Origin of the sequence: Nonomuraea rubra, assembly GCF_014207985.1 — a bacterium.
Lineage (GTDB): Bacteria > Actinomycetota > Actinomycetes > Streptosporangiales > Streptosporangiaceae > Nonomuraea > Nonomuraea rubra.
Genome location: NZ_JACHMI010000001.1, coordinates 9,755,701 through 9,781,866, shown reverse-complemented (window position 1 = coordinate 9,781,866; position 26,166 = coordinate 9,755,701). Strand labels below are relative to the sequence as shown.

Here is a 26,166-nt window from a genome sequence, read left to right as displayed (position 1 = left end):
CGGAATGCGCTGTGACACGGGTGGCACATCTGTAGCTTTTTCACATTGTTGAGTGACATTGGGGTGAGCGATGGCGTCCGAACAGCTCGACGCGGCCATGGATCATTGGAAAGCGGGAGACCTCGACCGGGCCGCCGCACTGTTCAGGCAGATCGCGGCCACCGGAGATCCAGAGGCGTCCCACCTGCTGGCCGGGTTGCTGCAGGAGCGGGGAGATCTGGAGGGCGCCGAGGCGGCGCACCGGTCGGTGATCCAGTCGGGTGACCCGGTGTTCGGGCAGCGCTCGGCCATCGCCATGGGGATGATGCTGGTCAACGCCGAGGAGTGGGCCGCGGCGCACCGGGTGCTGATGATCGCCTCCGACGGCGCCGACTTCGAGGTGGCCGCGCTCGCGGACACGGCGCTGGTGCTGGTGCTGACCCAGCTCGGCGACGCGCAGGGTGCTCAGGAGTCGCTGGAGCGGGCCCGCAGGTGCACCAGCCCCGCCGTGGCCGAGCTGGCAGCCCGGCTGGAGCTGCCCGAGTTCGACCAGGACCCGGCCTCGGCCCGCGACCTCTACGCCGAGGCCGAGGACGAGGACGACTACCGGGCCCTGCTCACCTGCGGGGATCCGGAGATCGTGGCGCTGTCGGCGTTCCAGCTCTACCAGCTCCACGCCGAGGAAGGCGACTTCGAGGCGGCCCGCGCGGCCTGCGAGCACGCCATCGCCGTCGGCTCCGCCGACCACCGCGCCATGGCGCACAAGCTGCTCGGCGCGGTGCTGGTGGACCTGGGCGAGTACGCGGACTCCGCCGCCGCCTACCGGGTGGCCGCCGAGGACCCCAGGCCGGACCTGAGGCTGCCCTCGCTCATCGAGCTGGCCAAGGTGACCGCGCAGCTCGGCGACGAGGACGAGACGAAGGCGATCTTCCACCGGGTGATCGCCAGCGGCCACCGCGAGTACGCCGTGCAGGCGCAGGCGTGCCTGGCCCAGATGCACACCGAGGCGGGCGAGCCGGCCGAGGCGCTGGCCGCGCTGCGCGCCGTGCTGGAGTCCGGCGACGACGAGTGGGCCGCCGCCTGCGTCACGCTGCTCGGGGTGCTGCTCGACCAGCACCCCGAGGCGCGCGAGGCGATCGTGGAGCTGCTGACGCTGGCCGCCCGGCACGACGACCAGGACACCGCGTTCAAGGCCACGCTGCTGCTCGACCACGCCGCCAGGCAGCAGCCGCTGGCCGACCCCGTCGAGGAGCAGGCGCTCCAGGACACCGACGACGGCATGGAGGCGCTCAAGGCCGGCGAGCTGGCCGAGGCCAGGCGGCTGCTGCGCAGGGCCGTCGACTCCGGCGCGGACTTCCAGTCGCTGCGGGCCATGGTGGTGCTGGCCAAGCTGGAGCTGGGCGAGGGCGACCGGGAGCAGGCGGACGAGCTGCTGGCGTACGTGGCCGAGGGCGACGACGTGCTCCAGGGCTTCAACGCGGCGTTCCTGCTGCACCTGCTGCGCGTGTCCGGTGACGAGTTGCACCCGGTGCTCGGCGCGATGCTCGACCACCAGCGGCTGGGCAGGGAGGCGGGGCTGGCCCGCTACCAGGAGGCGGCGGGGCACGCGGACCCCGCCGTGGCGGCCATCGGCACCGCCGTGTTCGCGCAGGTGCTGGCCTCCATCGGGTACGACCTGTCCGAGGTCTCCGAGATGTTCCTGTCGGCGGCGGGCGGCGGTGATCCGCTGGCGCTGTCGTACACGGCGGTGATCTGCAAGGACGTGTTCCCCGGCCAGGCGCACGTGGCCGGGCTGCTGCGCGAGGCGCTGGCCGGCGGGCATCCGGCGCTGGCCCCCTGGGTGGGGTGGGCGCTGGGCGGGCTGGTCGCCGAGGAGGACCCGGGGCAGGCGCGGGCCGCGTACGAGACGGCGCTCGCGGCGGCGCACCGGGGGCTGCGGTTCGAGGCCGCGGCCGGGCTGACCGGCGTGTACGAGCAGCAGGGTGACCTGCTCGCCGCGTGCCGGCTGCACGAGCGGCTGATCGCCGAGGGGGAGCCGGAGCGCGCCGCGCTGCCGCTGGCCTTCAACCGGATCAGGCTGGACGACGTGGCGGGGGCGCGGGCCGCGTTCGAGCTGGGCGAGGGTGAGCTGTGCAGGTTCGGGCGGCTGGTGCTCGACCTCGACTTCGAGGCGGCGGCGCGGGCGTTCCCCGAGGGCGAGGAGCGGGCGATGGCCGGGCTGCTCGCCCTGGAGTGCGCGAACGCCTGGCAGCACACCGGCGTCACCGGCGCCGCCGACGGGGCGCTCTCGCTGGTGGCCGCCGCCGGGCACGCCGACCAGCGCCAGCAGGCCGGCTGCCTGCTCGGCGCGCTGCGCGGCGACGCGGGGGACCGGCGCGGGGCGGTCGAGGCGTTCATGGGGGCGCTGGGCGACGACGAGCACCTCAACGGCGTGGCGCTGCGCTCGGCCGGTGAGATCCTGCGCGAGCTGGGCGAGCACGCCGAGGCGGTGGAGGTGCTGGCACGGGTGCCCGATCCCGATGGCGAGCTGACGATGCTGATCGCCGAGTCGCTGGTGGAGTGCGGGCGCGTGGAGGAGGCCCGCGAGCGTCTGACCGAGGCCCTGGGCGTCGCGGAGGCCACGGTGCCTCTCGCGCACTGGTTGCGGGGGCGGGGTGACGCCGAGGGGGCGCTGGCGGTCATGCGGGCCGCGCCGCCCGAGGTGTCCGGGCTGTCGGAGTGCCTGCTCGGCAGCCTGCTGGCCGAGACCGGGGACCTGGCCGGGGCGCGGGCGGCGTACGAGCGGGCGGCGGCGCTCGACCCGGAGACGGAGCCGGAGATCATGCTGGAGGCGGGCCGCTGCCTGCTGGCCGCGGGCGACACCGAGTCCGGGACCTTCGCGCTGGAGCGGGCCGCGGCGCAGGAGGACGACGAGCACGCCGCCGCCGTGGCCCGCCACCTGCTCGGCCGCGCCACCCCCGGCGAGCTGCCCTGGGTGCTGCTGGCCGAGGGCGACAGGCCGGGCGCCCTGGCGGCGCTGGCGGGGATCACCGGGTCGGAGCCGCTGGCCGAGCTGCTGATCGCGCTGAACGACGACGACGTACGCGAGGTGCGCCGCCTGCTGCCCGGGCTCGCCCCCGCCGACCGGGCCGAGGCGCTGAACGAGATCGTGGCCAGGGCTCCGCACGCGAACGCGTTCTACCGCCTGGTCATCGAGGAGGGCGAGCCCGAGCTCGCCGCCAGGGCCGCGATCGACCTCGGTGCCCGGCTCGCGGAGGAAGGCGACAACTGCCGCTCCGAGCTGTGCTTCCTGCCCGCCACCGGCCACCCGGCCACGGCCGCCGCGGCCTGGCGCAACGTCGCGGTCGTCCGCCACCGGCGCGGCGACCTCGACGGGGCGGTGGAGGCCGCCAGGGCCGGGCTGCCCGCCACCGCCGTACTCGCCGCCGACCTGCTCGCCGAGCGCGGCGAGAGCGCGCAGGCGCGGCTGCTGCTGACGGAGGCGGCCGCGGCGGGCGACCTCGAATGCCTGCGCAGGCTCCTCCTCCACCTGCTCGGCGAGCAGGACCACGACGCCACGATCGCGGAGGCGGAGCGCGCCGTGGGCACCGGCGACCCGGAGACCGTGGCCGTCGGCTACTGGGCGTGGGGCGGCGCGCTCGGCGCGCGGGGCGAGCTGCGGCAGGCGGCCGGCATGTACGCCAAGGGCATCGAGGCCGGCCATCCCGAGCTGTCGGCGTCCCTGCGGCTGGACCTGGCCACGGCCCTGCGCGAGCTGGGCGACGCCGCCGGGGCCGAGCGGGAGCTGGACCTGGCCGCCGGCTCCGGCCACCCGTACGCCGCGGCCAAGGCGAGCGTGCAGCGCGGCGTCTGGCTGTACGAGGAGGGCCGGCCGCTCGCCGCGGCCCGCTCGTTCGCCGCCGCGCTCGGCACCGGCATGGCGGAGACAGCGCTCGACGCGCTGAACGGCATCTCCCAGGAGCTCTGCGACGGGGGCGAGCACGGGCCCGCGCTGGAGGTGCTGTCGCTGATGGGCGGGCACGCCGCCGCCCAGGCCCGCGACCTCGGCGGCCGGTGCTCGGACCCGGCGGCCGTGGTGCGGTACTACGAGCTGGCGGGCGCCGATCCGTACACCGAGATCGAGGCGGCGGGGCGGCTGGCGGAGCTGGGGGAGACGGAGGCGGCGCGGGCCATGTACGAGCGGCTCAACGAGCACGAGGACCCCGACGTGCGCTTCGTCGCCGGAGGCAGGCTGCTGGAGCTGCTCGACTCGGCGGGCGACGACGAGGCGTTCTACGACCTGGCCGAGCGGCGCGCCGGCGACGCCGACAGCCCCGCGCCCGGGGTGTTCGGCGGGCTGCTGGGCATGTTGCAGGAACGCCAGGGCGACATCGAGGCGTCGCTGCGCACGCTGCGCGAGGCGGCCGCGAACGGCGAGCCGACCACGCTCAGCGTGTACGCGCAGACCCTGGTGGGCGCCGGGTACGTGGACGAGGGCAGGCAGGTGTACCTGCGGGTGCTGGAGGCCGGCGACGACGACCTCGCGGCCCGGGCCATGATCGCGCTCGGGCAGACGTACCACGAGGAGGACGAGGAGCGGGCGCACGCCTGGTACCGCAGGGCCGTCGACGAGGGCGAGGGGCACATCAGCGCGCTCGGCGCGATGTACCTGGGCGCGCTGGCCAAGCGGAACAGGGACTTCTCCGAGGCGCTCATGTGGTACCAGCGCGTCATCGACGCGGGCGACCCGGAGTCGGGCATGGCGGCGGCGCACCTCGGCGAGCTGTGCTACTGGCTGGGCGACCGCGACGGGGCGCTGCGTTACTACGAGCTGACGCTGAGCCTGAGCGAGCGGCCCGAGCTGGTGGCCGAGGCCGCCTGCCGGCTCGGCGAGATCCGGTACGAGCGCGGCGACCTGGACCTGGCCCGCCGGCTGCTGGCCACGGCCGTGGAGACCGGCGACCCCGTGTTCGCCGCCGAGGCCGAGACGCGGCTGGCCAAGCTCGCCTGAGCCCCGCAAGTTCACCCCTTCGGTACGGAGGGGTGAACTTGCGCTTAATAAAATGACCAAATAGTCTCATCTAGTCAAACAAACGAGGTGAGACGCATGGCCAGGGCAGGACGGCCGCCGCAGGACCCGGCGCGACGGATCGAGCGGGCGCACCGGATCCTCGACGCCGTCGCCGAGCTGGTGCTGCGCTGGGGCTACGACAAGACCACGATCGACGACATCGCGCAGCGCGCCGGCGTCGCCAAGGGCACCATCTACCTGCACTGGAAGACCCGCGACGAGCTCTTCGCCGCGTTGCTGCGGCGCGAGCGGGTCCGCATGATGGCCGAGGTCCGCGATCGGGCGCCGGCCACGCTGAGCGAGCTGTTCGGCGAGTTCTCCCGGGCGCTGCTGCGCCGCCCGCTGCTGCAGGCGGTGCTGACCGGTGACTCCCAGGTGCTCGGCAAGCTGACCCGCCAGAAGCGCAGCAGCACGAGCTGGCTGCAGACCGGGGCGGCCTTCGAGCCGTACGTGGCCGAGCTGGTCAAGCGCGGCGCCATTCGCGAGGACCCCGGCGACCACCTGGTGACGGTCGGCTCGATCGTCTACGGGTTCCTGTTCATGCGGACGTCGCTGCCCGACCACGCCAGGCCGTCCGACGAGCGGGTAGCGGAGCTGGTGACCGACACCATCGAGCGCACCATGAGCACGGGCCGCCCGATGTCCCCGGGCGACGTCGAGGCGGTCGCGCGGGCCACCCTCGATTTTCTCGACGCCGCTGTGGAGGTGGCCCGGCGCAAGCTGGACGCCTCCCTGGGGCTCCAAGGAGCGTGAGCAGTGAGGGCCGTACTTCCTCTCGACGACCCCGCGGCCGACCTCGCGACCGTGGGCGGCAAGGGCGCCTCCCTGGCCAGGATGGCCGGGGCGGGGCTGCCCGTGCCCGGCGGATTCCACGTCACGACCGAGGCCTACCGGGCGTTCGTGGCCGGGTTCCACGACGAGATCCTGCGCGCCGCCGCCGAGGACCCGGCCCGCATCCCGCCGCTGTTCGCCGCGCACGACGTGCCCGGCGAGCTCGCGGAGGAGATCCGGCGGGCGCACGCGGCGCTCGGCGACGACGTGCCCGTGGCGGTGCGCTCGTCCGCCACCGCCGAGGACCTGCCCGGCATGTCGTTCGCCGGGCAGCAGGACACCTATCTCAACATCAGGGGCGACGCCCTGCTCGACGCGGTCAGGCGCTGCTGGGCCTCGCTGTGGAACCCGCGCGCGATCGCCTACCGCGACCGGAACGGCGTGCCGCACGACGACGTGGCGCTGGCCGTGGTCGTCCAGACGCTGGTGGACGCCGACGCGGCGGGCATCATGTTCACCGCCGACCCCGTCACCGGCGCCCGCGACGAGACCGTGATCAACGCCTCGTGGGGCCTCGGCGAGGCGGTCGTGGGCGGCCAGGTCACCCCCGACACCATCACCGTGTCGGCCGGCCGGGTGACCGCGTCGCGCACCGGCGACAAGGCCGTCATGACCGTACGCACCGACGGCGGCACCGAGGAGCGTGCCGTCCCCGATGAGCTGCGCGGCGCGCCCGTGCTGGACGACGCCCAGGCCCTGGAGCTGGCCGCGCTCGGCACCCGCGTCCAGGACCTGTACGGCACGCCCATGGACGTCGAATGGACCAGGCGCGCGGGCACGTTCGCCATCGTGCAGGCCCGCCCGATCACCGGCCTGAAGCCGCGTCTGGAGGAGTGGAACGACAGCCTCAAGGGCGACTACCTGTGGACCGGCGGCAACCTGGGCGAGGCCATCCCCGACGTGATGACCCCGCTCACGTGGTCGTTCGTGCGCCGGTTCATCGAGGAGGCCATGTCCGCCTCCACGCTGCCCGGCTTCGACCTGGTGGGCAACATCGGCGGCCGCTTCTACATGAACCTGAGCATCGTGCACTCCATCGCCGCCGCCATGGGCATGAAGAGCAGGCTCGGCGTGATCGAGCAGGTCTTCGGCAGGATGCCGCCCGGCCTGGAGGTGCCGCTGGTGCCGGTGTCGCGGTGGCGGCTCATCAGGGCGGCCGTGCCGATGGCGATCCGCCTGCGGCGCCGCGTCGCCCGCCATCTCCGGCACATGCCCGGGTTCCTGGCAGGCTCGCCGCGCAGGTGCGAGGAACTGCGCGCGCGCGTCGCCGCGACCGGGCCGGGCGCCGAGCTGGCCGAGCTGTGGGAACGGGAGATCGGGCCGCACCTCGTCACCTCCTCCCAGATGCTGGAGGCCGCGGGCCGCCAGGGCGGCGCCACCCTCGTCTACACCCGCGACCGGCTGCGCAGGATGATGGGCGAGACGGACGCCGAGGCGATGCTGACCGGCGTCAACACCGACGGCGAGCTGGCCAGCATGGGGCCGGTGATGGGCCTGTCCAGGCTGGCGCGCGGGGAGATCACCCGGGAGGAGTTCGCCCGCAGGTACGGGCATCGCGGCCCGCACGAGTTCGAGGTCTCCATCCCCAGGCCGGGCGAGGACCCGTCGTGGATCGACGCCCAGCTCGCCGGCCTGCGCGACATGCGGGCCGACACCGAGGCGCTGCTGGAACGGCAGGGCAAGGCCAGGGAGCAGGCGTGGGCGCGCTTCGCGCGGCGCTACCCCGGCAAGGAGGCCCGGATGCGGGACCGGGTGCGGCGGTGGAACGCCGTCGTCCGTGACCGGGAGACCGCCCGGTCGGAGAACATCCGGGCGTTCTGGGTGCTGCGCGCGTTCGCCGTACGGGCGGGGGAGCTGACCGGCGCCGGCGACGACGTGTTCTTCCTGTACCTGCCCGAGCTGCTCGCGCTGCTGCGCGGCGACCGTTCCCCGCTGGAACGGGTGCCGGTGCGGCGGGCCACGTACGAGCGGTACGCCGCGCTGCCGCCCTACCCGGCGCTGATCGTGGGCCGCTTCGACCCGGAGCGCTGGGCGGCCGACCCCGCCAGGCGGGCCGACCTCTACGACGCGCGCGGCGCGTCCGCGCCGGTCAGCGACACCGTCACCGGCTTCCCCGGCGCGCCGGGCGTGGTGGAGGGCACCGCCCGGGTGCTCTCGGGGCCGGAGGACGGCGAGCGGCTCAAGCCGGGCGAGATCCTCGTCACGACGCTGACGAACGTGGGCTGGACCCCGATGTTCCCGCGCGCCGCGGCCGTGGTCACCGACATGGGGGCGCCGCTCTCGCACGCCTCCATCGTGGCCCGCGAGCTGGGCATCCCGGCCGTGGTCGGCACCGGCAACGCCACCATGCGGGTGCGCGACGGGGATCGGATCAGGGTGGACGGGGAGCGGGGCACGGTCGAGTTGCTGGGGTGAAAAGTTCGCGTCAAGTCGGCCCGCTCGCCGGCTCGTCTGTGATCACTTCATTGATCATGATCGAACAGTGGATCCTGGAAGACGAACGGGAGCTGGAGGCGCGCTGCGCCCGGTTCAGGGCCGCCAAGCAGACGCTGGACCGCGGTGACGGTGGGGACGAGATCGAGGATGAGGAGGACTCCGCGGCGTGAGCGGGCCGAGCTGCCGCCGCCGCTGGTAGCCGAGGCCGAACGCCGGCTGGGCGCCGTACGGGGGTTCGAGCCGCGACGGGGCGGCTTCCCGTACGGCGTCCTCCGCCGGTGGGGGTGATCAGTCGCGGCGTACGGTCTCCAGGACGTCCGAGCGGGGGCTGATGAGGTTGTGGCCGCCGGGGCTCAGGGAGTTGACGAACAGGCGGTCGGCGCCGGGCAGGGTGGCCAGCCGGAAGATCAGGTCGCGGGCGAGGATGCGCCACCGGTTCGAAGGGGCGATCCACTGGATGGATCGCCGCCCGAAGGCCTGCACCTCGGCGATGGCCGGGGCCATCCGGGCCTGGTAGCGGGCGAGGGCGTCGGCCAGGTGCCCGGGTATCTCAGAGGTGCCGGGCAGGTGTCCGGGCGTGTCAGCGGTGCCGGGCAGGGGCCCCGGGGTGTCGTGGGCCGTGGTCAGCTCGTCGGCCAGGATCCAGGACGCCGCCATCGCCATGCTGGCCCCATGCCCGGCGAACAGCGACACCGCCTGGCAGGCGTCGCCCAGGAGCACGATCCGGCCGCGGTGCCAGCGTTCCAGCTCCACCTGCGTCACCAGGTCGTAGTAGAGCCCGGCGGGGCCGGGGACCCGCTCCAGCACCGAGGGCAGGATCCAGCCGAGCCCGCCGAAGTGGTGGCGCAGGGTGGCGGCCGGGTCGGCGGGCAGGGCGGGGTCCGGCTCGCGGCGCAGGAACAGCAGGGCGAGCCGGTCGTCGCGCAGCGCGTAGGCGCCGGCCATCAGCCCCGGCTTGGTGAGCATCTGGTAGCGCGTCCCGACCTGGCGGCTCAGCTCCGCGTCCGTCACGACGTAGGCCGCCACCTGGTGCCCGAGGTAGCGCGGCGTGACCTCGCCGAAGGCCAGCGACCGCACCCGGGAGCGGGCCCCGTCGGCGCCGGCGAGCAGGTCCGCCTCGCGGGTGGTGCCGTCGGTCAGCCGTACCGTCACCCCGTCGGCGTGCTGCTCGGCGCTCTCGACGGTGGTGCCGTACGTGACGGGCGCGCGTACGTCGTCGGCGATGGCCCGCGCCAGGTCCCCCCGCAGCAGGCTGTAGACGTCCTCCAGCCCCGAGCTCAGCTTCAGGTGGCTGGTCTGGCGCCCGTCGCGGCCGACGTAGCTGAGCTCGTCGACCGGGTAGCGGTCGCGCAGCAGCCGGGGCCGCAGCCCCATGCGCTCGGCGACCTGGAAGCCGGGGCCGTAGAAGTCGATCATGTAGCCGCCGTCGCGGAACGCCGGCGCCCGCTCGACCAGCTCCACCTCCCACCCGGCGCGTTCGAGGTGCCAGGCCAGCGTCAGGCCGGCGATGCCGGCGCCGCAGATCACGATCCTCACGATGCTCCCTTCCCGAGCATGGCCCGCAGCAGCCCGCCCAGCGCGGCCGGGTCGAGGCCGGGGTCGAGCGCGCGGTGCAGCATGATCCCGTCCACCGAGGCCGCCAGCATCGCCGCCGCCGCGGCCGGATCCCCCCGGTAACCGCGCGCGACCAGCCAGGACGCCACCGTGGAGCGGAACCGGCCGACCTGCTGCCCGAGCCCTTCGCGCAGCTCGGGCAGCCGCGTGGCGGCCAGGAACATCTCGACCACCAGCAGCGAGGCCGGGTCGGTGCCGCTGTAGCGCGACAGCTCGGCCAGCAGCCAGTCGACGGCCTCGCCGACGTCCTCCCGCGCGGTCAGCTCCGTGGCGAGCAGGTCGAGCAGGCCGGCGGTGAAGCCGAGGCCGGCGGCGACGAGCAGGTCCGTGACCGAGGCGAAGTGGTAGTGGACCACGCCGGGCGCCACCCCGGCCCGTTCGGCGACGAGCCGGGTGGTGACGCTGCCCCAGCCGACCTCGGGGACGAGGGCGACGGCCGCGTCGAGCAGCCGCTGGCGGGTGGCTTTGCCGCGTTCGGCGGAGAGGTGGGCCATGTGCTCCTCTTGGGCGTTCGACTTGGGCAACTGTCCAAACTCTAGCTCATGTCCGAGCGCCGCGCGGAGCGGTGGCAGGGGTGCGAGGGGTCCGGTCAGCCGCCGACGTGGATGCCGGGCCGCCGGGCGGGGTCAGCCGCCGACGTGGATGCCGGGGCGGCGCGCGGGGTCGGGCTCGGCGGCGCGGACGATCTCGCGTACGACCGGAGCCGTGTCACCGCGCCCCAGGATGAGGTACCGGAACATGTGCATCAGCGGCGCCCCCTCCGCCCACTCGAAGTAGCAGTGCGGCCGCACCCCGGTGGCGTCGCGCAGGGCGAGCAGGACGGCGGCGATGGCGTTCGGCGCGGCGTGGCCCTCGGCCGTCTCCGGGCCGACCGGCTGCACCCGGTGCTTCAGCAGCCACCGCAGCATCCCGCTGGCCTGCGGCGCGGTCCGGCCCGGAGTCTCCATCACCTCGGGGACGGCCAGTCCGCCGCTATCGTTCACCGGATCTTCCTCTCGTCGTGAACGGTGTATCACCCTAGCCCCCGGTAAATGGGTTGCTACGCGGGGAGCCGCTCTGGTGTCCTGTCCCCGGTTCCGGACGAGCAGAGGAGCAGGAAGATGCGGGCAACTGTCGTGTCCCACGAGACAGAAGGAGTCAGCCAATCAGAGGACATGACGTTCGGTGCGAATGCTCAATTTGGGGATCTTGGCGCATGTAGACGCCGGTAAGACCAGCCTGACCGAGCGGCTGCTGCACGCCGCCGGAGTGATCGACGAGGTCGGCAGCGTCGACGAGGGCAACACCCAGACCGACTCGCTGGCCCTGGAGCGCCAGCGTGGCATCACCATCAAATCCGCGGTCGTCTCGTTCGCCATCGGCGGCACCACGGTCAACCTGATCGACACGCCGGGCCACCCCGACTTCATCGCCGAGGTCGAGCGGGTGCTCAGCGTGCTCGACGGCGCCGTCCTGGTGGTCTCCGCGGTGGAGGGCGTGCAGGCGCAGACCCGCGTGCTCATGCGTACGCTGCGCCGCCTCGGCCTGCCCACGCTGATCTTCGTCAACAAGATCGACCGCCGGGGCGCCCGGTACGACGGCGTGCTGCGCGAGATCACCGACCGGCTGTCCCCCGGGGCGGTCGCCATGGGCGAGGCCACCGGCCTCGGCACGCCCGGCGCCGCGTTCACCCCGTTCGACGGCCAGGCAGCCTTCGCGACGAGCCTGGTGGACGTGCTCGCCGCCCAGGAGGACGCGCTGCTGGCCGCGTACGTGCACGACGAGGGCTCCCTCACCTACCCCCGGCTGCGCGCCGAGCTCGCCGCCCAGACCGGGCGGGCGCTGGCGCATCCGGTGTTCTTCGGCTCGGCCATCACGGGGGCCGGGGTGGAGGCGCTGATGGCTGGCATCGAGGAGTTGCTGCCCGCCGCCCAGGACGACCCGGAGGGGCCGGTGTCGGGGACCGTCTTCAAGGTCGAGCGAGGGCCGGCGGGGGAGAAGGTCGCGTACGCGCGGATGTTCGGCGGCACGCTGCGCACCCGCGACCGGCTGAGCTTCGGCCCCGGCCGGGCGGGCAAGGTCACGGCGATCAGCGTGTTCGACGGCGGCACGTCGGTGCGGCGGCAGGAGGTGACGGCCGGTCGCATCGCCCGCCTCTGGGGCCTGGCCGACGTCCGCATCGGTGACACCATCGGCCACCCGGACAGGGGCCTGGAGCCGCACTTCGCGCCGCCCACCCTGGAGACCGTCGTGGTCCCTGGCCGCCCCGCCGACAGGGGAGCGCTGCACCTGGCGCTGACCCAGCTCGCCGAGCAGGACCCGCTGATCGACCTGCGCCAGGACGACCTGCGCCAGGAGGTCTCGGTCTCCCTCTACGGCGAGGTCCAGAAGGAGGTCATCCAGGCCACCCTGGCCACCGACTTCGGCCTCGACGTCACCTTCCGCGAGACCACCACGATCTGCGTCGAACGCCCCTCGGGCACCGGCGCCGCCGTCGAGGTGATCTCCGTGGCCCCCAACCCGTTCCTGGCCACGGTCGGCCTGCGCGTGGAGCCGGGGCCGATCGGCAGCGGGGTGCGGTTCCGGCTGGAGGTGGAGCTGGGCTCGCTGCCGTACGCGTTCATGCGCACGATCGAGGAGACCGTGCACGAGACGCTCAAGCAGGGCCTGCACGGCTGGGAGGTGCTGGACTGCGTGGTCACGCTGACCCATTCGGGCTACTACGCCAGGCAGAGCCACGCGCACGGCTCGTTCGACAAGAGCATGTCGAGCACCGCCGGCGACTTCCGCAACCTGGTCCCGCTGGTGCTGATGACCGCGTTGCGGCGGGCGGGCACCACGGTGTACGAGCCGCTGCACCGCTTCCGCCTGGAGCTGCCGCCCGACACGCTGGGCCCGGTGCTGCCCGTCCTGGCCGGGCTGGGCGCGATCCCGCGCACCCGGCTGGAGTCCGTGGTGGAGGGGGAGATCCCGGCCGCCCGGGTGCACGGGCTGGAGCGGCGGCTGCCGGGGCTGACCAGGGGCGAGGGCGTGCTGGAGTGCGGCTTCGACCGGTACGAGCCGGTACGCGGCCCGATCCCCGAGCGCCCGCGCACCGACCACAACCCGCTCGACAGGAAGGAGTACCTGCTGCACGTGGTCCGGCGGGTCTAGCCGCCGTCCCGGTCGGAGTCGGCGGCCAGGACGATGGCGCCCACGTAGCCGTCGCCCTCCTGGGCGACCTTCATCAGCATGCCGTCCTGGTAGATGCCGTCGCCGTCGTTGAACGTGTCGCGCCCGGTGCGCGCGGAGTAGGGCGCCCTGGCCATGACCACGCTGTTCAGCTCCTCGTCGAACATGAACTGCGTGGTCAGCACCCGCTCGTTGCTGACGTGCACCATGGCGTGGATGTGGATCGTGCGCCCCCGGTACCAGCCGGGCCAGATGGTGGTGAACTCGACGATGCCCTCGGCGTTGGTGACCTGCGCGCCCCGCAGGTAACGCTGGTCGTCCACGGGCGTCAGGTCCATCGAGCCGTCCTCCCGGCCGCCGCCGCTCGGCGGGGGACCCGTGGGCGCGCCGCCCGCCGGCGGGTTGCCGCCCCCGCCGGTCGACATCGACTCGGCGCCCGAGTAGAGCCCGGCCGCGTCGCAGTGCCAGATCTCGACGACGGCGTTCTTCAGCGGCTCGCACGTCTCGCTGTCCTGCACCTTGATCGCGACCCGCAGCCGCACGCCCTGCCGGTCCTCGCGGATGTCACCGCGCACCTTGTCGGCGTCGAAGTAGTACGGGCCCTGCGTGGTACTGGCGGTCAGCTTGCACGTGCCCGCGCCCTCGAAGAGCGCGGCCAGGTCACCGGTCGTGGCCGTGGTGGCCTGCGGCGTCACGGTCGCGCCCGTGGACGTGGTGACGGCCGACGGGCCCGAGCCGGAGCAGGCGGCCAGCAGGGTGCCGAGCCCGATCGAGCTGATGCCCGCGAACAGGCGCCGGCGGCTGACCCGCTGGCCTTCGTGGTCGTGTCCCACTGAGAATCCTCCAGTGTGTCCAGAATTGTCTGGGACCACACCGTAGGCCGGGGCCTCTTACCCGGGCCTTTGCCGAGGATGAAGTTCTCATGAGGAACAGAAGATCTGTCTAGTGCGGCTGGTCGGGGTCGGCGGACAGGACGATGACGGCGAGGAAACCGTCGCCGTCCTCGGTGACGTGGGTCAGCATGCCGTCCTCGTGGATGGGGTCGTTGCCGTTGAACGTGTCACGCGGCTGCTCGTGCCCCCGGTACGGCGGCAGCGCCAGCACCTTCCTGTTGTACGCCTCGTCGAACATGAGCTCGGTGCAGAGCGCCCGGTTCCCGCCCACCACCACCATCACGTGGATGTGCACCGTGCGGCCCGGGTACCAGCCCGGCCAGATGGTGGTGAACCTGACGACGCCGTCGGGGCCGGCGACCTGGGCGCCGCGCAGGTAGCGCCGGCCGTCCGACGGCCGCATGTCGGTGAACTTCTCCCCGGCGCTGATCGTGGTCTTGCCGTCGTCGTCGCCGCCGCTCAGCGCCTCCCGCGACTCCGCCTCGGCGCCCGAGTAGAGCCCGGCCGCGTCGCAGTGCCAGATCTCGACCACCGATCCGGGCAGCGGGCGGCACGTGTCGCCGTCCTGCACCTTGATCGCCAGGCGGAGCCGCACGCCGGCCCGGTCCTCGCGGATGTCGCTGCGCAGCGCGCGTGTCTCGAAGTAGTAGGGGCCCTGCTGCGCGCTGGGCGTCAGGGTGCAGGTCCGGGCCTCGGCGAACAGGGCGTCGGCCTTGGCGTACGTGTCGGGCTCGGACGTGGCGTGCGCGCCGGCGGTGAACAGGCCGCCGAGCCCGAGCGAGCCGATCCCGGTGATCATCCGCCGGCGGCTGACCCGCCGGCGCTCGTGATCGTGTCCCACGGAAGATCCTCAAAGGTCAGGAGCTACTTCTCGGAACATCTCACGCCCGGGGGGATTTTCCGCGCAGGCCGGAGTACGTGTCGAGGTGAGCGAAATCCTTTTCGGTCGATACGGAACTGTAACCAAGCGTTCGCTGGCTGATCAGCAGTGACGGATTTCCAATCCTGCACGTCAGCGGCAGTGCAGCGGGTTGCAGGCGGTGATTGACAGCCCTCAGGTGGCCGGTCTACTTTCCCGAAAACCTTTCAGGTTGTCCCGAGTCATCAATGTTAACGCTCACATTCCGTAAGGGGCGAACACATGAGACGACGATGGGCGGCGGCCATCGCCGCGGCACTCCTGCTCCTCCTCACCGACGTGCGACCCGCGCTGGCGGGCGCGCCGATCACCACCGCGATCTACACGGCCGACCCGGCCGCGCTGGTCGTGGGCGACACCCTGTACCTCTACACCGGCCACGACGAGGCCCCGACCGGCGGCACCAACTTCGTCATGCGCGACTGGCACGTCTTCAGCTCCACCGACGCCGCCACCTTCACCGACCAGGGCGCGAAGCTGTCGATCTCGAACTTCTCCTGGGCGGGCGCGGACGCCTGGGCGAGCGAGGTCGAGCGCGGCGCCGACGGCCGCTACTACTGGTTCACCTCGATCAACGGCAACGGCCCCGGCTGGATGAACATCGGCGTGGCCGTCGGCAACAGCCCCACGGGCCCGTTCACCGACGCCATCGGCGGCCCGCTGATCAGCGACAGCACCCCGAACTCCTCCCCGCTGAACATCGACCCCACCGTCTTCACCGACGACGACGGCCAGGTCTACCTGTACTGGGGCTCCTACTACGGCCTGCGCGCCGTCCGGCTCAACGCCTCCATGACCTCGACCGTCGGCTCGGTGATCACCCCGAGCGGCGTGTCGAACTTCTGGGAGGCGCCCTGGCTGTTCAAGCGCAACGGCGTCTACTACCTCGCCTACGCCGCCAACGACTCGGGCTGCTCCCAGCCCGGCTACGCGTGCGTCCGCTACGCCACCGCGAGCAGCCCGCTGGGCCCGTGGACGCACCGCGGCGTCGTACTGGACCAGGTCAGCTCCACCACGAACCACCCGGCGATCATCGAGTTCAAGGGCCAGTGGTACATGGTGTACCACAACGCCGCGGCCCCCGGCGGGGGCAACTTCCGCCGCTCGGTGACCCTCGACAAGCTCACCTTCAACGCCGACGGCACCATGCAGAAGGTCGTCCAGACCGGCGGCCCGGTGAGCCCGGGCAACCTGGCCGCCACCGCCACCCCGTCCACCTCCTACGTCTCCCCCTGGGAGACCCTCGGCGCGATCAAGGACGGCTACACCCCCGCCAGCTCGCAGGACCACAGCCACGGCGCCTACGGCAACTGGAACCACCAGGGCACCGAGTGGATCGAGTACCAGTGGCCCACGGCGCAGACCATCCGCAGGTCGGAGGTGTACTGGTTCGACGACGACCAGGGTATCGACCTGCCGGCCTCCTGCCAGGTCCAGTACTGGAACGGCAGCGCCTACGTCGCCGTGCCCGGCGCGTCCGGCTGCGGCGTGGCGGCCAACACGTTCAACGCCACGACGTTCACCCCCGTCAGCACGACCCGCCTGCGCCTGAACATCACCTCCAGATCCGGCTACTCGACCGGCGTGCTCGAATGGAGAGCCTTCTCATGAGGCGTGCCCTGTTAGCCCTGCTCCTCGTCGCGGGCCTGGTGACGGCCCCCGCCGCGTACGCCGACCAGACCATCGGCTACCCCTCCTTCAGCGGCCCGGCGATCCCCGCGCCGCCCGGCTCGTACACGACCGGCGACTACATGCGGGCCATCTACGACGCCGAGAGCTCCGGCACCGACTTCTGGATGGACCGCCTGCTGGCCCGCTCCGGCAACGATCCGGCGGGCACCTGGCTCATGACGCGCGGCCGGGCGCTGTTCATGAAGACGCACACGCCCGGCACGCTGGGCTTCGCCGGGCAGGCCGCGTACTGGGAGAGCATCAGCAACAACCACGCCTTCACCGTCGCGCTGAGCCCCGGCACGTTCACCGAGCAGGTCGCCTCCCGCTGGCAGGCGCCCAGCCACTGGAAGAGCCGGCACACCAGCGGCTCCATCACCGTCAACCAGACGAAGTTCATCACCGACAACAACGTGGCCGTGGCCAACCTGGCCATCACCAACGGCGGCTCCGCCTCCACCACGCTGCAGCTGCGGGCCACCTCGCCGTACGCGACCAGCGGCAGCGGCAGCGAGCTGACCGGCCAGGTGAACGCCTACAACAACCTCACCACCCTCTACCCCCGGCTGACCTGCGACGGCTGCGCGGTCTCCAGCGGCGGCCTCAACCGCTCGCTCACCATCGCCGCCGGCGCCACGGTGACCGTCAAGGTCGTCATGGGCTTCGTGACCAACGAGCTCCCGGCCTCCCGCACCGAGTACGACGCCTACGCCGGCTACTCGGCCGCCACCGCGTTCGCCACCCACGTGCGCGCCTACAACCGCTGGTGGGCCGAGAACGTGCCCTACATCGACGTGCCCGAGCCGGCCATCAAGAAGAACATCTACTACCGCTGGTGGCTGATGCGCTTCAACCACCTCGACGCCGACATCCCCGGGCAGACCTTCCAGTTCCCCACCTCCACCGAGGGCGTGCTGGGCTACAACAACGCGATCGCGCTGACCCAGCCCATGCACATCGACGACCTGAAGTACCTGCGCAACCCGATCTACGCCTACGGCGACTGGCTGAGCGTCGGCCAGACCTCCAAGAACGGCCGCTTCCTCGACAACCCCGGCGACCCGGAGAACTGGTCGAACAGCTACACGCAGTACATCGGCGAGGCGGCCTGGAAGAGCTACCAGATCCACGGCGGCCAGCCCGCCATCGCCGCCAACCTGGCCCGCTACGCCGAGCAGGACGTCAAGGGGCAGCTCGCCTACTACGACACCGACAACAACAAGCTCATCGAGTACGACTGGGGCGCCCTGACCGGCAACGACGCCGACGCCGTGTCGTTCCACTGGAAGCCGGGCCGCATGGACCGGGCCGAGTCCGCCTACCAGTACAGCGGCGCGCTGGCCGCCGCCCAGGCGTACGAGGCCATCGGCAACACCGCCAAGGCCACCGAGCTGCGCACCCTGGCCACCCAGATCCAGAACGCCATCGTCGGCGTGTTGTGGAACCCGGGCAGGCAGCTCTTCGAGCACCGGCTGAAGTCCACCAACGAGTGGGTGCCGTGGAAGGAGATCAACAACTACTACCCGTTCGCCGTCGGCGCGATCCCCAACACGGCCACCTACAAGCAGGCCCTGCGCCTGTTCGACGACCCGGCGCAGTACCCGATCTTCCCCTTCTACACCGCCAACCAGGCCGACAAGGCGGCCTCCGGCACCGGCAGCAACAACTTCTCCACGATCAACTCGACCGTGCAGTTCCGCCTGCTCTCCTCGGTGCTGCGCAACTACCCCAACGAGTGGATCGACCCGACCTGGTACAAGAAGCTGCTCTACTGGAACGCCTGGGCGCAGTACGTGGGCGGCAACACCCAGTGGCCCGACGCCAACGAGTTCTGGGCCGACTGGAACGGCTCCTCGATCACCTACCGCTCCTGGATCCACCACAACATCCTGGGCAGCAGCAACTGGACCGTCGTCGAGGACGTCGCCGGGCTGCGGCCGCGCAACGACGCCAAGGTGGAGCTCTCGCCGATCAACATCGGCTGGTCCCACTTCACCGTCAACAACCTGCGCTACCGCAACGCCGACCTGACCATCGTGTGGGACGACCCGGCCGACGGCGTCGCCCGCTACCCAGGCGTGCCCGAGGGTTACTCGATCTACGTCAACGGCAGCCGCGCCGCCACCGTGTCGACGCTGGTGCCGTTCACCTGGGACCCGGCCACCGGCGCCGTCACCACGACCGGAACCGTCACCCACAACGTCGCCGTCCCCGGCCTGCAGGCTCCGGCCCAGGTCAGCCACACCAGCGCCCGCATGGTCGACATGCTGGCCAAGGCCGGCGTCGACCTCACCGCCAACCTGACGAACCTCGCCGCCGGCGCCACCGCCACGGCCTCCACCACCGCCTCGGGCAGCTCCACCGGGGGCGCCGTCGACGGCTACCCGATCAACGAGCCGTTCTGGGGCGGCACCACCGCCGGACAGGACTGGTACGAGCTCAACTTCGGCACCGCCCGCACGCTCAACGAGGTGCGGCTCTACTTCAAGGACAGCCGTCCTGCCAGCTCCACCTACCGGGCCCCGGCCTCCTACGACGTCCAGTACCACAACGGCAGCGCCTGGGTCAGCGTGCCCTCCCAGGCCAAGACGCCGGCCGCGCCGCGCGCCAACTACAACGTGGTGCAGTTCCCCGCCGTCACCGCGCAGCGGGTGCGGGTGCTGGCCACGGCCGCGTCCGGCGCCAGGACCGGCCTCACCGAGATCAAGGTGCACAACCGGGGCGGCGTCCAGCCGCCGTCGAACCTGGCGGCGTCGGCCACGGCGAGCGCGTCCTACACCTCCTCCTGGGAGAGCGTGGCCGCGGTCAACGACGGCATCGACCCGCCGTCCTCCAACGACACCGTCAACCCGCGCTGGGGCTGCTGGCCGGAGACCGGGCAGCAGTGGGTGGACCTGACCTGGTCCTCGGCCCGCACGCTCAACCGGGCCGAGGTGTACTTCTTCGACGACGACCAGGGCATCGACATGCCCGCGTCGTGGAAGCTGCAGTACTGGAACGGCAGCGCGTACGTGGACGTGCCGGGCGCGTCGGCGTACTCGCTGACCAAGAACGCCTACAACTCCGTCACCTTCACCGCCACGAGCACCACCCGCCTGAGGGTGCTGCTCACCGGGAACGGCACCAGCTCCGTCGGCCTGCTGGAGGTCAAGGCCTACGGAACCTGAGCCGCCGAGGAGTCGCGCCCGAGCTTGACGTCACCCACGGCTCGGGCGCACCATCACGTCCATCAGCAGTAGTTACTTTCTCACTTTTAGTGACGGAGCGCGGCAGAGTCAGGCAAGCTGCTGTCACAACTTCAGCCGATGGGTGGCGATCACGATGGCAGGCAAGTGGCAGGCGGGCAACCTCCCGGCGGAGCTGACCAGTCTCATCGGGCGCCGTGGCGAGCTCGACCAGGTGCGCCGCGCGTGCCGGCGGTCCCGGCTGGTGACCCTCACCGGCGTCGGCGGCGTCGGCAAGTCCCGCCTGGCCCTGCGTGCCGCCGCCGACCTGCGGCCCGAGTTCGGCGGTGGCGCCTGGCTCGTGGAGCTGTCACCGCTGCTCGACGGCTCGCTGCTGCCGCACGCCATCGCCGAGGCGCTCCGGCTCACCGACCAGACCACCCGGCCGATGATCGAGGTGCTGGCCGAGCACCTGTACGGCCGGGAGGTCCTGCTCGTCCTCGACACCTGCGAGCACCTCGCCGGCCCCTGCTCCGCCACGGTCACCACGCTGCTCGACGCCGTGCCGGGGCTGCGCGTGCTGGCCACCAGCCGCCGCCCGCTGGAGGCGCCGGGCGAGCTGGTGATCGTCGTCGATCCGTTGCCGGTGCCGCCCAGCGGGTCCACCGGGCCGGCCTCCGGTGACGCGGTGGCGCTGCTGGCCGAGCGCGCCGCCGAGACGGTGCCCGGGTTCGACCTCGCCGAGGAGGACCAGGAGGCCGTCGGGCGCCTGTGCCGGCGGCTGGAGGGCATCCCGCTGGCCATCGAGCTGGCCGCGGCGCGGCTGCGCGAGCTGCCCGTCGCGCGCCTGGCCGACCGGCTCGACGACCGGTTCTCGGCGCTGGAGGACGATCCCGCCGCGACCGCCGGCCCGCCGTGGCACCAGGCCCTGCGTACCGCCATCGGGTGGAGCCACGAGCTGTGCGAGCCCGCCGAGCGGCTGCTGTGGGCGCGGCTGTCGGTGTTCGCCGGCGACTTCGACGCGGAGGCCGTACGCGAGATCTGCGCCGACGAGCGGCTGCCCGAGGCCGACATCGGGCTGCTGCTCGACGCGCTGGCCGCGAGTCGATCCTGACCTGGCTGCCCACAGGAGCGGGCGAGCGCTACCGGATGCTCGACACGCTGCGCGAGTACGGCGCGGGCTGGCTGCGCCACCTCGGCGAGGAGGAACGCTTCAAGCAGCGCCACCGCGAGCACTACCTGACGCTGGCCACCCGGGGCGCCGCCGGCTGGCTCGGCCCCGGCCAGATCTCCTGGTACGACCGCATGATCGGCGAGCACGACAACCTGCGCGCCGCCCTGGAGGTGGCGCTGAACGCCAAGGACGGCCTGCCCGTGCTGGAGCTGGCCGGCACGCTGGCGTTCTTCTGGTACGGCTGCGGCTACGCCAAGGAGGGCCGCCACTACCTGCGGCAGGCCCTCGACCTGGACACCCGGCCGGGCCCCGCGCTCGTGCAGGCCCTGTGGTCCGACGGCCACCTGGCGGCCACGCAGGGCGACGCCGGGGTGGCCGAGGCCAGGGCCGCCGCGATCGAGCTCGCCGCGGCCCCCGGCGACGCGTACGCGCTGAGCTGCGTCAGGGCACTCAGGGCGATGGCCGGGGTGATCCGCGGCAACCTCATCCAGGCGATGGCCGAGTCCGAGCCCGCGTACCTCAGCCGGTGGGCCGACGAGCCGCTGACCATCGCCAAGCTCGTCGGGCTCTACTGCCGGGCGCACGCCCTCACCGTGGACGGCCGGATCGACGAGGCCGTCGCCGTGCTGGAGGACGCGCGCACGCTCTGCGACCGGTGCGGCGAGCAGTCGATGCGCTCCTACGGCGACTTCCTGCGCGGCCAGGCGGAGCTGGGCGCCGGGCATCTCGACCTGGCCGTCACCTACGGGCAGGCCGCCCTGCGGACCAAGCGGCGGCTGCACGACAGCTTCGGCATCGGCCTGACGGTGGACCTGCTCGCCCTGGCGGCGGGCGCGGCCGGCCGGGCGCACCGCGCCGCCCGGCTGCTCGGGCTGGCGCAGCGGATCTGGAGCACCCACGGCCAGGCGCAGGCCAGCGTGCCCGCCCTGGTGGCGGCCAGGAAGGACTGCGAGGCGGGCGCCCGTGACCTGCTCGGCGACAACGCCTTCGAGGTGGCCTACCGCACCGGGTTCGACAGCGACATCGACGCGGGCATCGCGTACGCGCTCGAACCGGAGGGCGAGGGACTGCACAACGGGCTCGGCTGACCCTCAGCGCTGTCCGGCCGGGCCTCAGCGCTGTCTGGCCGGGCGGACGACCAGCTCGTTGACGTCCACGCCGGCCGGCTGGCCCATCGCGTACGAGATGGCCTGGGCGATGCTGTCCGGCGGGATGGACTCCGCCCGGTAGGTCCGCATGGCCTCCCGCGCGACCGGGTCGCTGATGCTCTCGGCCAGCTCGGACTCCACGACGCCAGGGGAGACGGTGGTGACGCGGATGCCCGGGTCGAGCTCCTGGCGCAGGCCCTCGGTGATCGCCCAGGCGGCGTACTTCGTGCCGCAGTAGACCGCGGCCGTGGGCGAGACCTGGTGGGCGCCGATGGAGGCCACGGTGATGAAGTGGCCCTCGCCCTGCCGCTGGAAGTGCGGCAGCGCGGCGGCGATGCCGTGCAGCAGGCCGCGGACGTTGACGTCGATCATCCGGTCCCACTCCTCGACCAGCAGGGCGTCCAACCTGGACAGCGGCATCACGCCCGCGTTGGCGACCAGGACGTCGATCCGGCCGTGCCGCTCGGCGGCGGCGTCGGCGAACGCGGCCACGTCCGCGCGGTCGGTCACGTCTAGCCGCCGCACGTCGGCCTTGCCGCCGGCGGCCTCGACGGCCGCGGCGGTCTCGGCCAGCCGGTCCTCCCGGCGGGCGCCGAGCACCACGTGGTGCCCCTCGCCGGCCAGGCGCAGCGCGGTGGCCCGGCCGATGCCGCTGCTCGCGCCGGTGATCAGGACGACTTTGCTCTTCATGGTGTTCGGCTCCTCACGAGGGCAGGGCGAGATGGCGCGGCGGCGAACGTGCGCCGCGCGCTTCGGGTACGGGTGTTCGGATCAGGCGGTGCCGGCCGGCCCCCAGAGGCGGGGCCCGGGTCAGGCCGTGAGGCTGCCCAGCAGGGACAGTGCCTCTTCTGACGGGCTGCCCGGCTCGGCCTGGTAGACGACGAGCTGCTGGCCGGGTGCGCTGTTCACGGTCAGCGACTCGTAGTGCAGCGTCAGCGGGCCCACCAGCGGATGGTGGAAGCGCTTGGTCTCGTGGGTCTTCTGGCGGATGTCGTGGCGGGCCCAGAGCCTGCGGAAGGTCTCGCTCTTCAGCGACAGCTCCCCGACGACCTCGATGAGCCGCGGGTCGTCGTAGTCGGTGCCGGCGGCGGAGCGCAGCCCGCCGACGGTGTTGGCCGCCACGAGGTCCCAGTCGGGGTAGAACGCGCGGGCGTCAGGGTCGAGGAAGACCAGCCGGACCAGGTCGTCGCTGTAGGCGTGGCCGTCGAACAGGGCCTTGCCGAGCGGGTTGGCGGCCAGCACGGTCAGGTAGCGGCCCAGGACGACGGCGGGGGTGTGCGGCCAGGCCGCCATCATGCGGACCAGGTTCTGGCTGACCTGCTCGCGCCGGGGGCGCCGCTTGGCGGGGGCCGGGCGGGAGAGCCGGTGCAGGTGCGCGGCCGCGTCCTCCTCCAGCTCCAGCGCCCTGGCCAGCGCGTCGACCACCTGGGCGGACGGGTGGCGCTCGCGGCCCTGCTCCAGGCGTACGTAGTAGTCGGCGCTGACGCCGGCGAGCTGGGCGACCTCCTCGCGGCGCAGGCCACGCACGCGCCGGCGGGTGCCGGCGGGCATGCCGAGGTCCTCCGGCTGGAGGAGCTCGCGGCGGGCGCGCAGGAACTGGCCGAGCAGGTTGTCCGTGTCCATGCCTTCGAGGCTAGGCGAGGCCGGGGACAGGAACGAGCGCTCAAGGTGGGTGGGATCCACCCACCTTCGCGGCCGAGGGCGGGCGGCCCAGGTGGGAGCCGGTGAGGGGGCCGCCCGCCGCCGGGGTCCGATCAGCGCAGGCGCCCCGCGCCCGCGCGCGCCGGCACCAGGTGCCTGAGCACCTTGGCCGGGTGCACGCGGGGGACCAGCGCCGGGGTCCAGCCCGCGTCCGTGCCGAGTGCCGTGCCGTTGGCCTCGTTGTACGCGGCCACCACGTCGGTCACCACGCCGTCCACGAGGTTGTCGTTCGCCGTGATCGCCGTGCCGTTGAACACGGTCAGCACCTTCGCCGCCGCGATCCCGTCGAAGGCGTTGCGCTCGGCGTACACCTTGGAGCCGAAGCCCACGCCGATGCTGTAACCGTGCCCGGGGCCGCCCTTGTAGTAGTTGTTGTACACGTGCACCTGCCCGAACCGGACCCGGGGCGTGCGCTGGCCGAGCGCTTCGAAGTAGTTGTGGTGCAGGGTGACCTTGAGCTTGTCCTCCTCGCCGTACCGGGTGGGGCTGTCGGTGTTGCCGATCAGCGTCACCTTGTCGTGGCCGCTGAGGTGGTTCCAGGACAGCGTCACGTAGGTGGAGCCGCGTACGACGTCGAGCAGCCCGTCGTGCACCTGGTACGGCCGGCCGAAGTACAGCGGCTGGCCCGAGTCGGGGTTGTCGCCGTCGTTGAGCGTGTTGTGGTCCAGCCACACGTGGGTGGAGCCGGAGACCTCCATGTTGTCGAAGGAGGCGTTCCAGTTGCCCTCGGCGCCGTCGGTCGGGTCCCACTGCGGGAAGCAGTCGGAGGTGTCGGTGATGGTCAGGTTGCGCACGATGACGTTGTCGGCGTTGCTGATCCGCAGGCCGAAGCTCTTCAGCGCGGCGTCCCCGCCCAGGCCCATCAGCGTGACGTTGGACCCGATGGTGACCGTGACGTGCTCGGCCATCCTGGCGTACGACGCCTTGCGGGCCTCCTCCAGCGGCCCCGAGGGCAGGCTGGTCCTGCCCCAGACGGCCGGGTCGTAGGCGGCCAGGTAGGCGGGCAGGCTGTAGCCGTCCACGGCGTAGTCGTCGCAGGTCAGCGGGTTGCCCGCGGCGTCGGTGTCGGCGTCGACGGCCCCCTTGACGTAGACGATGCGCGGGGTGTTGTCGGCCGGGTTCCCCAGCGCGGCCAGCAGCTCCGCCCTGGTGGAGACGACGTGCACGTCCTCGGGGCGGGCGGCGGAGCCGCCGGTCGTGCCGGTGGTGGCCGCGGCCCAGCCGTCGTCGCGCGGCAGCACCTGGCGGCCGGGCTCGGGCCTGGTGCCGGGGCCCTGGCGGCGCAGCGGGTTCCAGCCGTCCGTGCCCGCCAGGTACCTCTCCGGCGTGTACGCCCTGGCCTGCTCCGCGGTGAGCTGCGGGCGGTCGTCGTTGACGGTCGCACCCGGGCCGTGGTTGCGGTACTCGGACAGTCGGGCCTCGCGCCAGTTCAGCCCCGACATGTCAGTCCAGGGCGCGTCCTTGAACTGCTGGCCCAGCCACGACTCCCGCACCAGCACCTGGCCGCGCGCCGTGACCGAGCCGCCGGCCGGCCACGGGCGGCCCAGGTGGAACGTGCGGGCGGGCGCGTCGCTGACCAGGTGGCTGCGGTGGATCAGGAACCCGTACGGGTTGGCGAGCTCCGTGCTGGCGGCGGTGACGTAGCCGTTGTTGTCCGTGCTGCCCCGGTTCAGCGCCTTGATCACGCAGCGGTCGAACACGGCGGTGGCGCGGCCGAAGATGAAGTCGACGTCGCCCTCGACGTAGCAGTTGTGGAAGTACTGCCGGGCGAAGGTGGTGGCGGAGCCGGTGTTGGCGTACAGGGTGTCCTGGTTGCCGAGGAACCTGACGTTGTCGTACACCTGGCGGTCGCCCGTGGTCCTGACGGCGACGGCCTGGCTGTTGCCGTGCGCGGCCTCGTCGTAGGAGTTCTCGAAGGTGAGGTTGCGGGCGGTGAAGTCGGGGGCGCTGATCACGTACGAGGCGCTGCCCGAGGTGCCGTACGTGCCCGAGCCGTCCGGCTTCTGCATGGACGCGGCGGCGTCGAAGGTGAGCACCACCTCGCGCGGGTCGCGGGTGTCGCCGGCCAGCGTGATGTGCGGTTTGTCGGCGGGGATGACCACCTGCTGCTTGTAGGTGCCCTTGCGGACCAGGATGGTGACCGGCCGGGCGTTGCCTGACGGCACGGCGTTCACGGCGTCCTGGACGGTCGCGTGGTCACCCGAGCCGTCGGCGGCCACCACGATCGTGGTGCGGGTCGCGGCCGTCGCCGCAGGGGTCATGGTGGCGATCACTGTCAGGGCGATCACTGGGGGGAGTAACAGAAGTCGCATGGGCGCAACCTCGGCAGAGTGCGGCAATCGGTTGCATGAAACCATCGCTCAGCAACCTCACTACGTCAATGATCTGCAGTGAAACTGCACTTGTCCTGCAACAATCGCTTGCAGCCCTGCGCGA

At 72.5% G+C, this 26,166-nt stretch carries 18 protein-coding genes; 10 read left to right on the top strand and 8 right to left on the bottom strand.

Annotated elements, in window-relative coordinates:
- The first annotated feature begins 70 nt into the window (after nucleotides 1-70).
- From HD593_RS63945 to HD593_RS44460, 5 genes are all read left to right on the top strand, one after another.
- Nucleotides 71-4,969, top strand: a complete 4,899-nt coding sequence (locus HD593_RS63945) for a tetratricopeptide repeat protein (protein ID WP_185108860.1) — start codon at nucleotides 71-73, stop codon at nucleotides 4,967-4,969.
- 96 nt (nucleotides 4,970-5,065) lie between these two features.
- Complete coding sequence (locus HD593_RS44470) at nucleotides 5,066-5,782, top strand: TetR/AcrR family transcriptional regulator (protein ID WP_185108858.1); 717 nt, start codon at nucleotides 5,066-5,068, stop codon at nucleotides 5,780-5,782.
- A gap of 3 nt (nucleotides 5,783-5,785) precedes the next feature.
- The gene (locus HD593_RS64780; protein ID WP_185108856.1) at nucleotides 5,786-8,275 is read left to right on the top strand and encodes a PEP/pyruvate-binding domain-containing protein; all 2,490 of its coding nucleotides are present in this window, start codon (nucleotides 5,786-5,788) and stop codon (nucleotides 8,273-8,275) included.
- Nucleotides 8,276-8,331: 56 nt separating this feature from the next.
- Entirely contained in the window at nucleotides 8,332-8,466 is a 135-nt protein-coding gene (locus tag HD593_RS63930; RefSeq protein WP_281402507.1) for a hypothetical protein, read from the top strand.
- A complete protein-coding gene (locus HD593_RS44460; protein ID WP_185108854.1) occupies nucleotides 8,444-8,584 on the top strand; it encodes a hypothetical protein in 141 nt (46 codons plus the stop codon). The genes HD593_RS63930 and HD593_RS44460 overlap by 23 nt, the downstream gene beginning before the upstream one ends.
- Here HD593_RS44460 and HD593_RS44455 read toward each other — a convergent pair whose 3' ends face one another.
- The 3 genes from HD593_RS44455 to HD593_RS60710 form a co-directional block, all read right to left on the bottom strand.
- On the bottom strand, nucleotides 8,585-9,832 hold the full coding sequence (locus tag HD593_RS44455; RefSeq protein WP_185108852.1) for an FAD-dependent oxidoreductase: 1,248 nt from the start codon (nucleotides 9,830-9,832) through the stop codon (nucleotides 8,585-8,587).
- A complete protein-coding gene (locus HD593_RS44450; protein ID WP_246547054.1) occupies nucleotides 9,829-10,434 on the bottom strand; it encodes a TetR/AcrR family transcriptional regulator in 606 nt (201 codons plus the stop codon). The genes HD593_RS44455 and HD593_RS44450 overlap by 4 nt, the downstream gene beginning before the upstream one ends.
- 102 nt (nucleotides 10,435-10,536) lie before the next feature.
- On the bottom strand, nucleotides 10,537-10,893 hold the full coding sequence (locus HD593_RS60710; protein WP_221525300.1) for a hypothetical protein: 357 nt from the start codon (nucleotides 10,891-10,893) through the stop codon (nucleotides 10,537-10,539).
- A 181-nt stretch (nucleotides 10,894-11,074) separates the two neighbouring features.
- Here HD593_RS60710 and HD593_RS44440 point away from each other — a divergent pair, with 181 nt between their 5' ends.
- Complete coding sequence (locus HD593_RS44440) at nucleotides 11,075-13,042, top strand: GTP-binding protein (RefSeq protein WP_185108850.1); 1,968 nt, start codon at nucleotides 11,075-11,077, stop codon at nucleotides 13,040-13,042.
- On the opposite strand, the gene HD593_RS44435 is transcribed toward HD593_RS44440, so the two are convergent.
- Both HD593_RS44435 and HD593_RS44430 read right to left on the bottom strand, forming a co-directional pair.
- A complete protein-coding gene (locus tag HD593_RS44435; protein ID WP_185108848.1) occupies nucleotides 13,039-13,893 on the bottom strand; it encodes an intradiol ring-cleavage dioxygenase in 855 nt (284 codons plus the stop codon). The genes HD593_RS44440 and HD593_RS44435 overlap by 4 nt on opposite strands.
- A 109-nt stretch (nucleotides 13,894-14,002) precedes the next feature.
- Entirely contained in the window at nucleotides 14,003-14,794 is a 792-nt protein-coding gene (locus tag HD593_RS44430; protein ID WP_185108846.1) for a dioxygenase family protein, read from the bottom strand.
- 300 nt (nucleotides 14,795-15,094) lie between these two features.
- On the opposite strand from HD593_RS44430, the gene HD593_RS44425 reads away from it, so the two are divergent.
- The 4 genes from HD593_RS44425 (at nucleotide 15,095) to HD593_RS44410 (ending at nucleotide 21,969) form a co-directional block, all read left to right on the top strand.
- Nucleotides 15,095-16,483: a glycoside hydrolase family 43 protein gene (locus tag HD593_RS44425; protein ID WP_185108843.1), complete on the top strand. Its 1,389-nt coding sequence runs from the start codon at nucleotides 15,095-15,097 to the stop codon at nucleotides 16,481-16,483.
- Nucleotides 16,480-19,710 carry a DUF7402 domain-containing protein gene (locus HD593_RS44420; protein WP_185108842.1) on the top strand — a complete coding sequence of 1,077 codons (3,231 nt, stop codon included), beginning with the start codon at nucleotides 16,480-16,482 and terminating at the stop codon, nucleotides 19,708-19,710. Before HD593_RS44425 ends, HD593_RS44420 begins: the two co-directional genes overlap by 4 nt.
- Nucleotides 19,711-19,864: 154 nt before the next feature.
- A complete protein-coding gene (locus HD593_RS44415; RefSeq protein WP_221525298.1) occupies nucleotides 19,865-20,821 on the top strand; it encodes an ATP-binding protein in 957 nt (318 codons plus the stop codon).
- Nucleotides 20,822-20,856: 35 nt separating this feature from the next.
- Nucleotides 20,857-21,969 carry a nitrous oxide-stimulated promoter family protein gene (locus HD593_RS44410; protein WP_185108840.1) on the top strand — a complete coding sequence of 371 codons (1,113 nt, stop codon included), beginning with the start codon at nucleotides 20,857-20,859 and terminating at the stop codon, nucleotides 21,967-21,969.
- 24 nt (nucleotides 21,970-21,993) lie between these two features.
- Here the strand turns inward: HD593_RS44410 and HD593_RS44405 are convergent, their stop codons facing one another.
- From HD593_RS44405 to HD593_RS44395, 3 genes are all read right to left on the bottom strand, one after another.
- Entirely contained in the window at nucleotides 21,994-22,719 is a 726-nt protein-coding gene (locus tag HD593_RS44405) for an SDR family oxidoreductase (protein WP_185108837.1), read from the bottom strand.
- Nucleotides 22,720-22,839: 120 nt separating this feature from the next.
- Entirely contained in the window at nucleotides 22,840-23,652 is an 813-nt protein-coding gene (locus tag HD593_RS44400) for a helix-turn-helix transcriptional regulator (protein WP_185108835.1), read from the bottom strand.
- Between the two features lie 131 nt (nucleotides 23,653-23,783).
- On the bottom strand, nucleotides 23,784-26,042 hold the full coding sequence (locus HD593_RS44395; protein ID WP_185108833.1) for a pectinesterase family protein: 2,259 nt from the start codon (nucleotides 26,040-26,042) through the stop codon (nucleotides 23,784-23,786).
- Nucleotides 26,043-26,166: the final 124 nt, after the last annotated feature.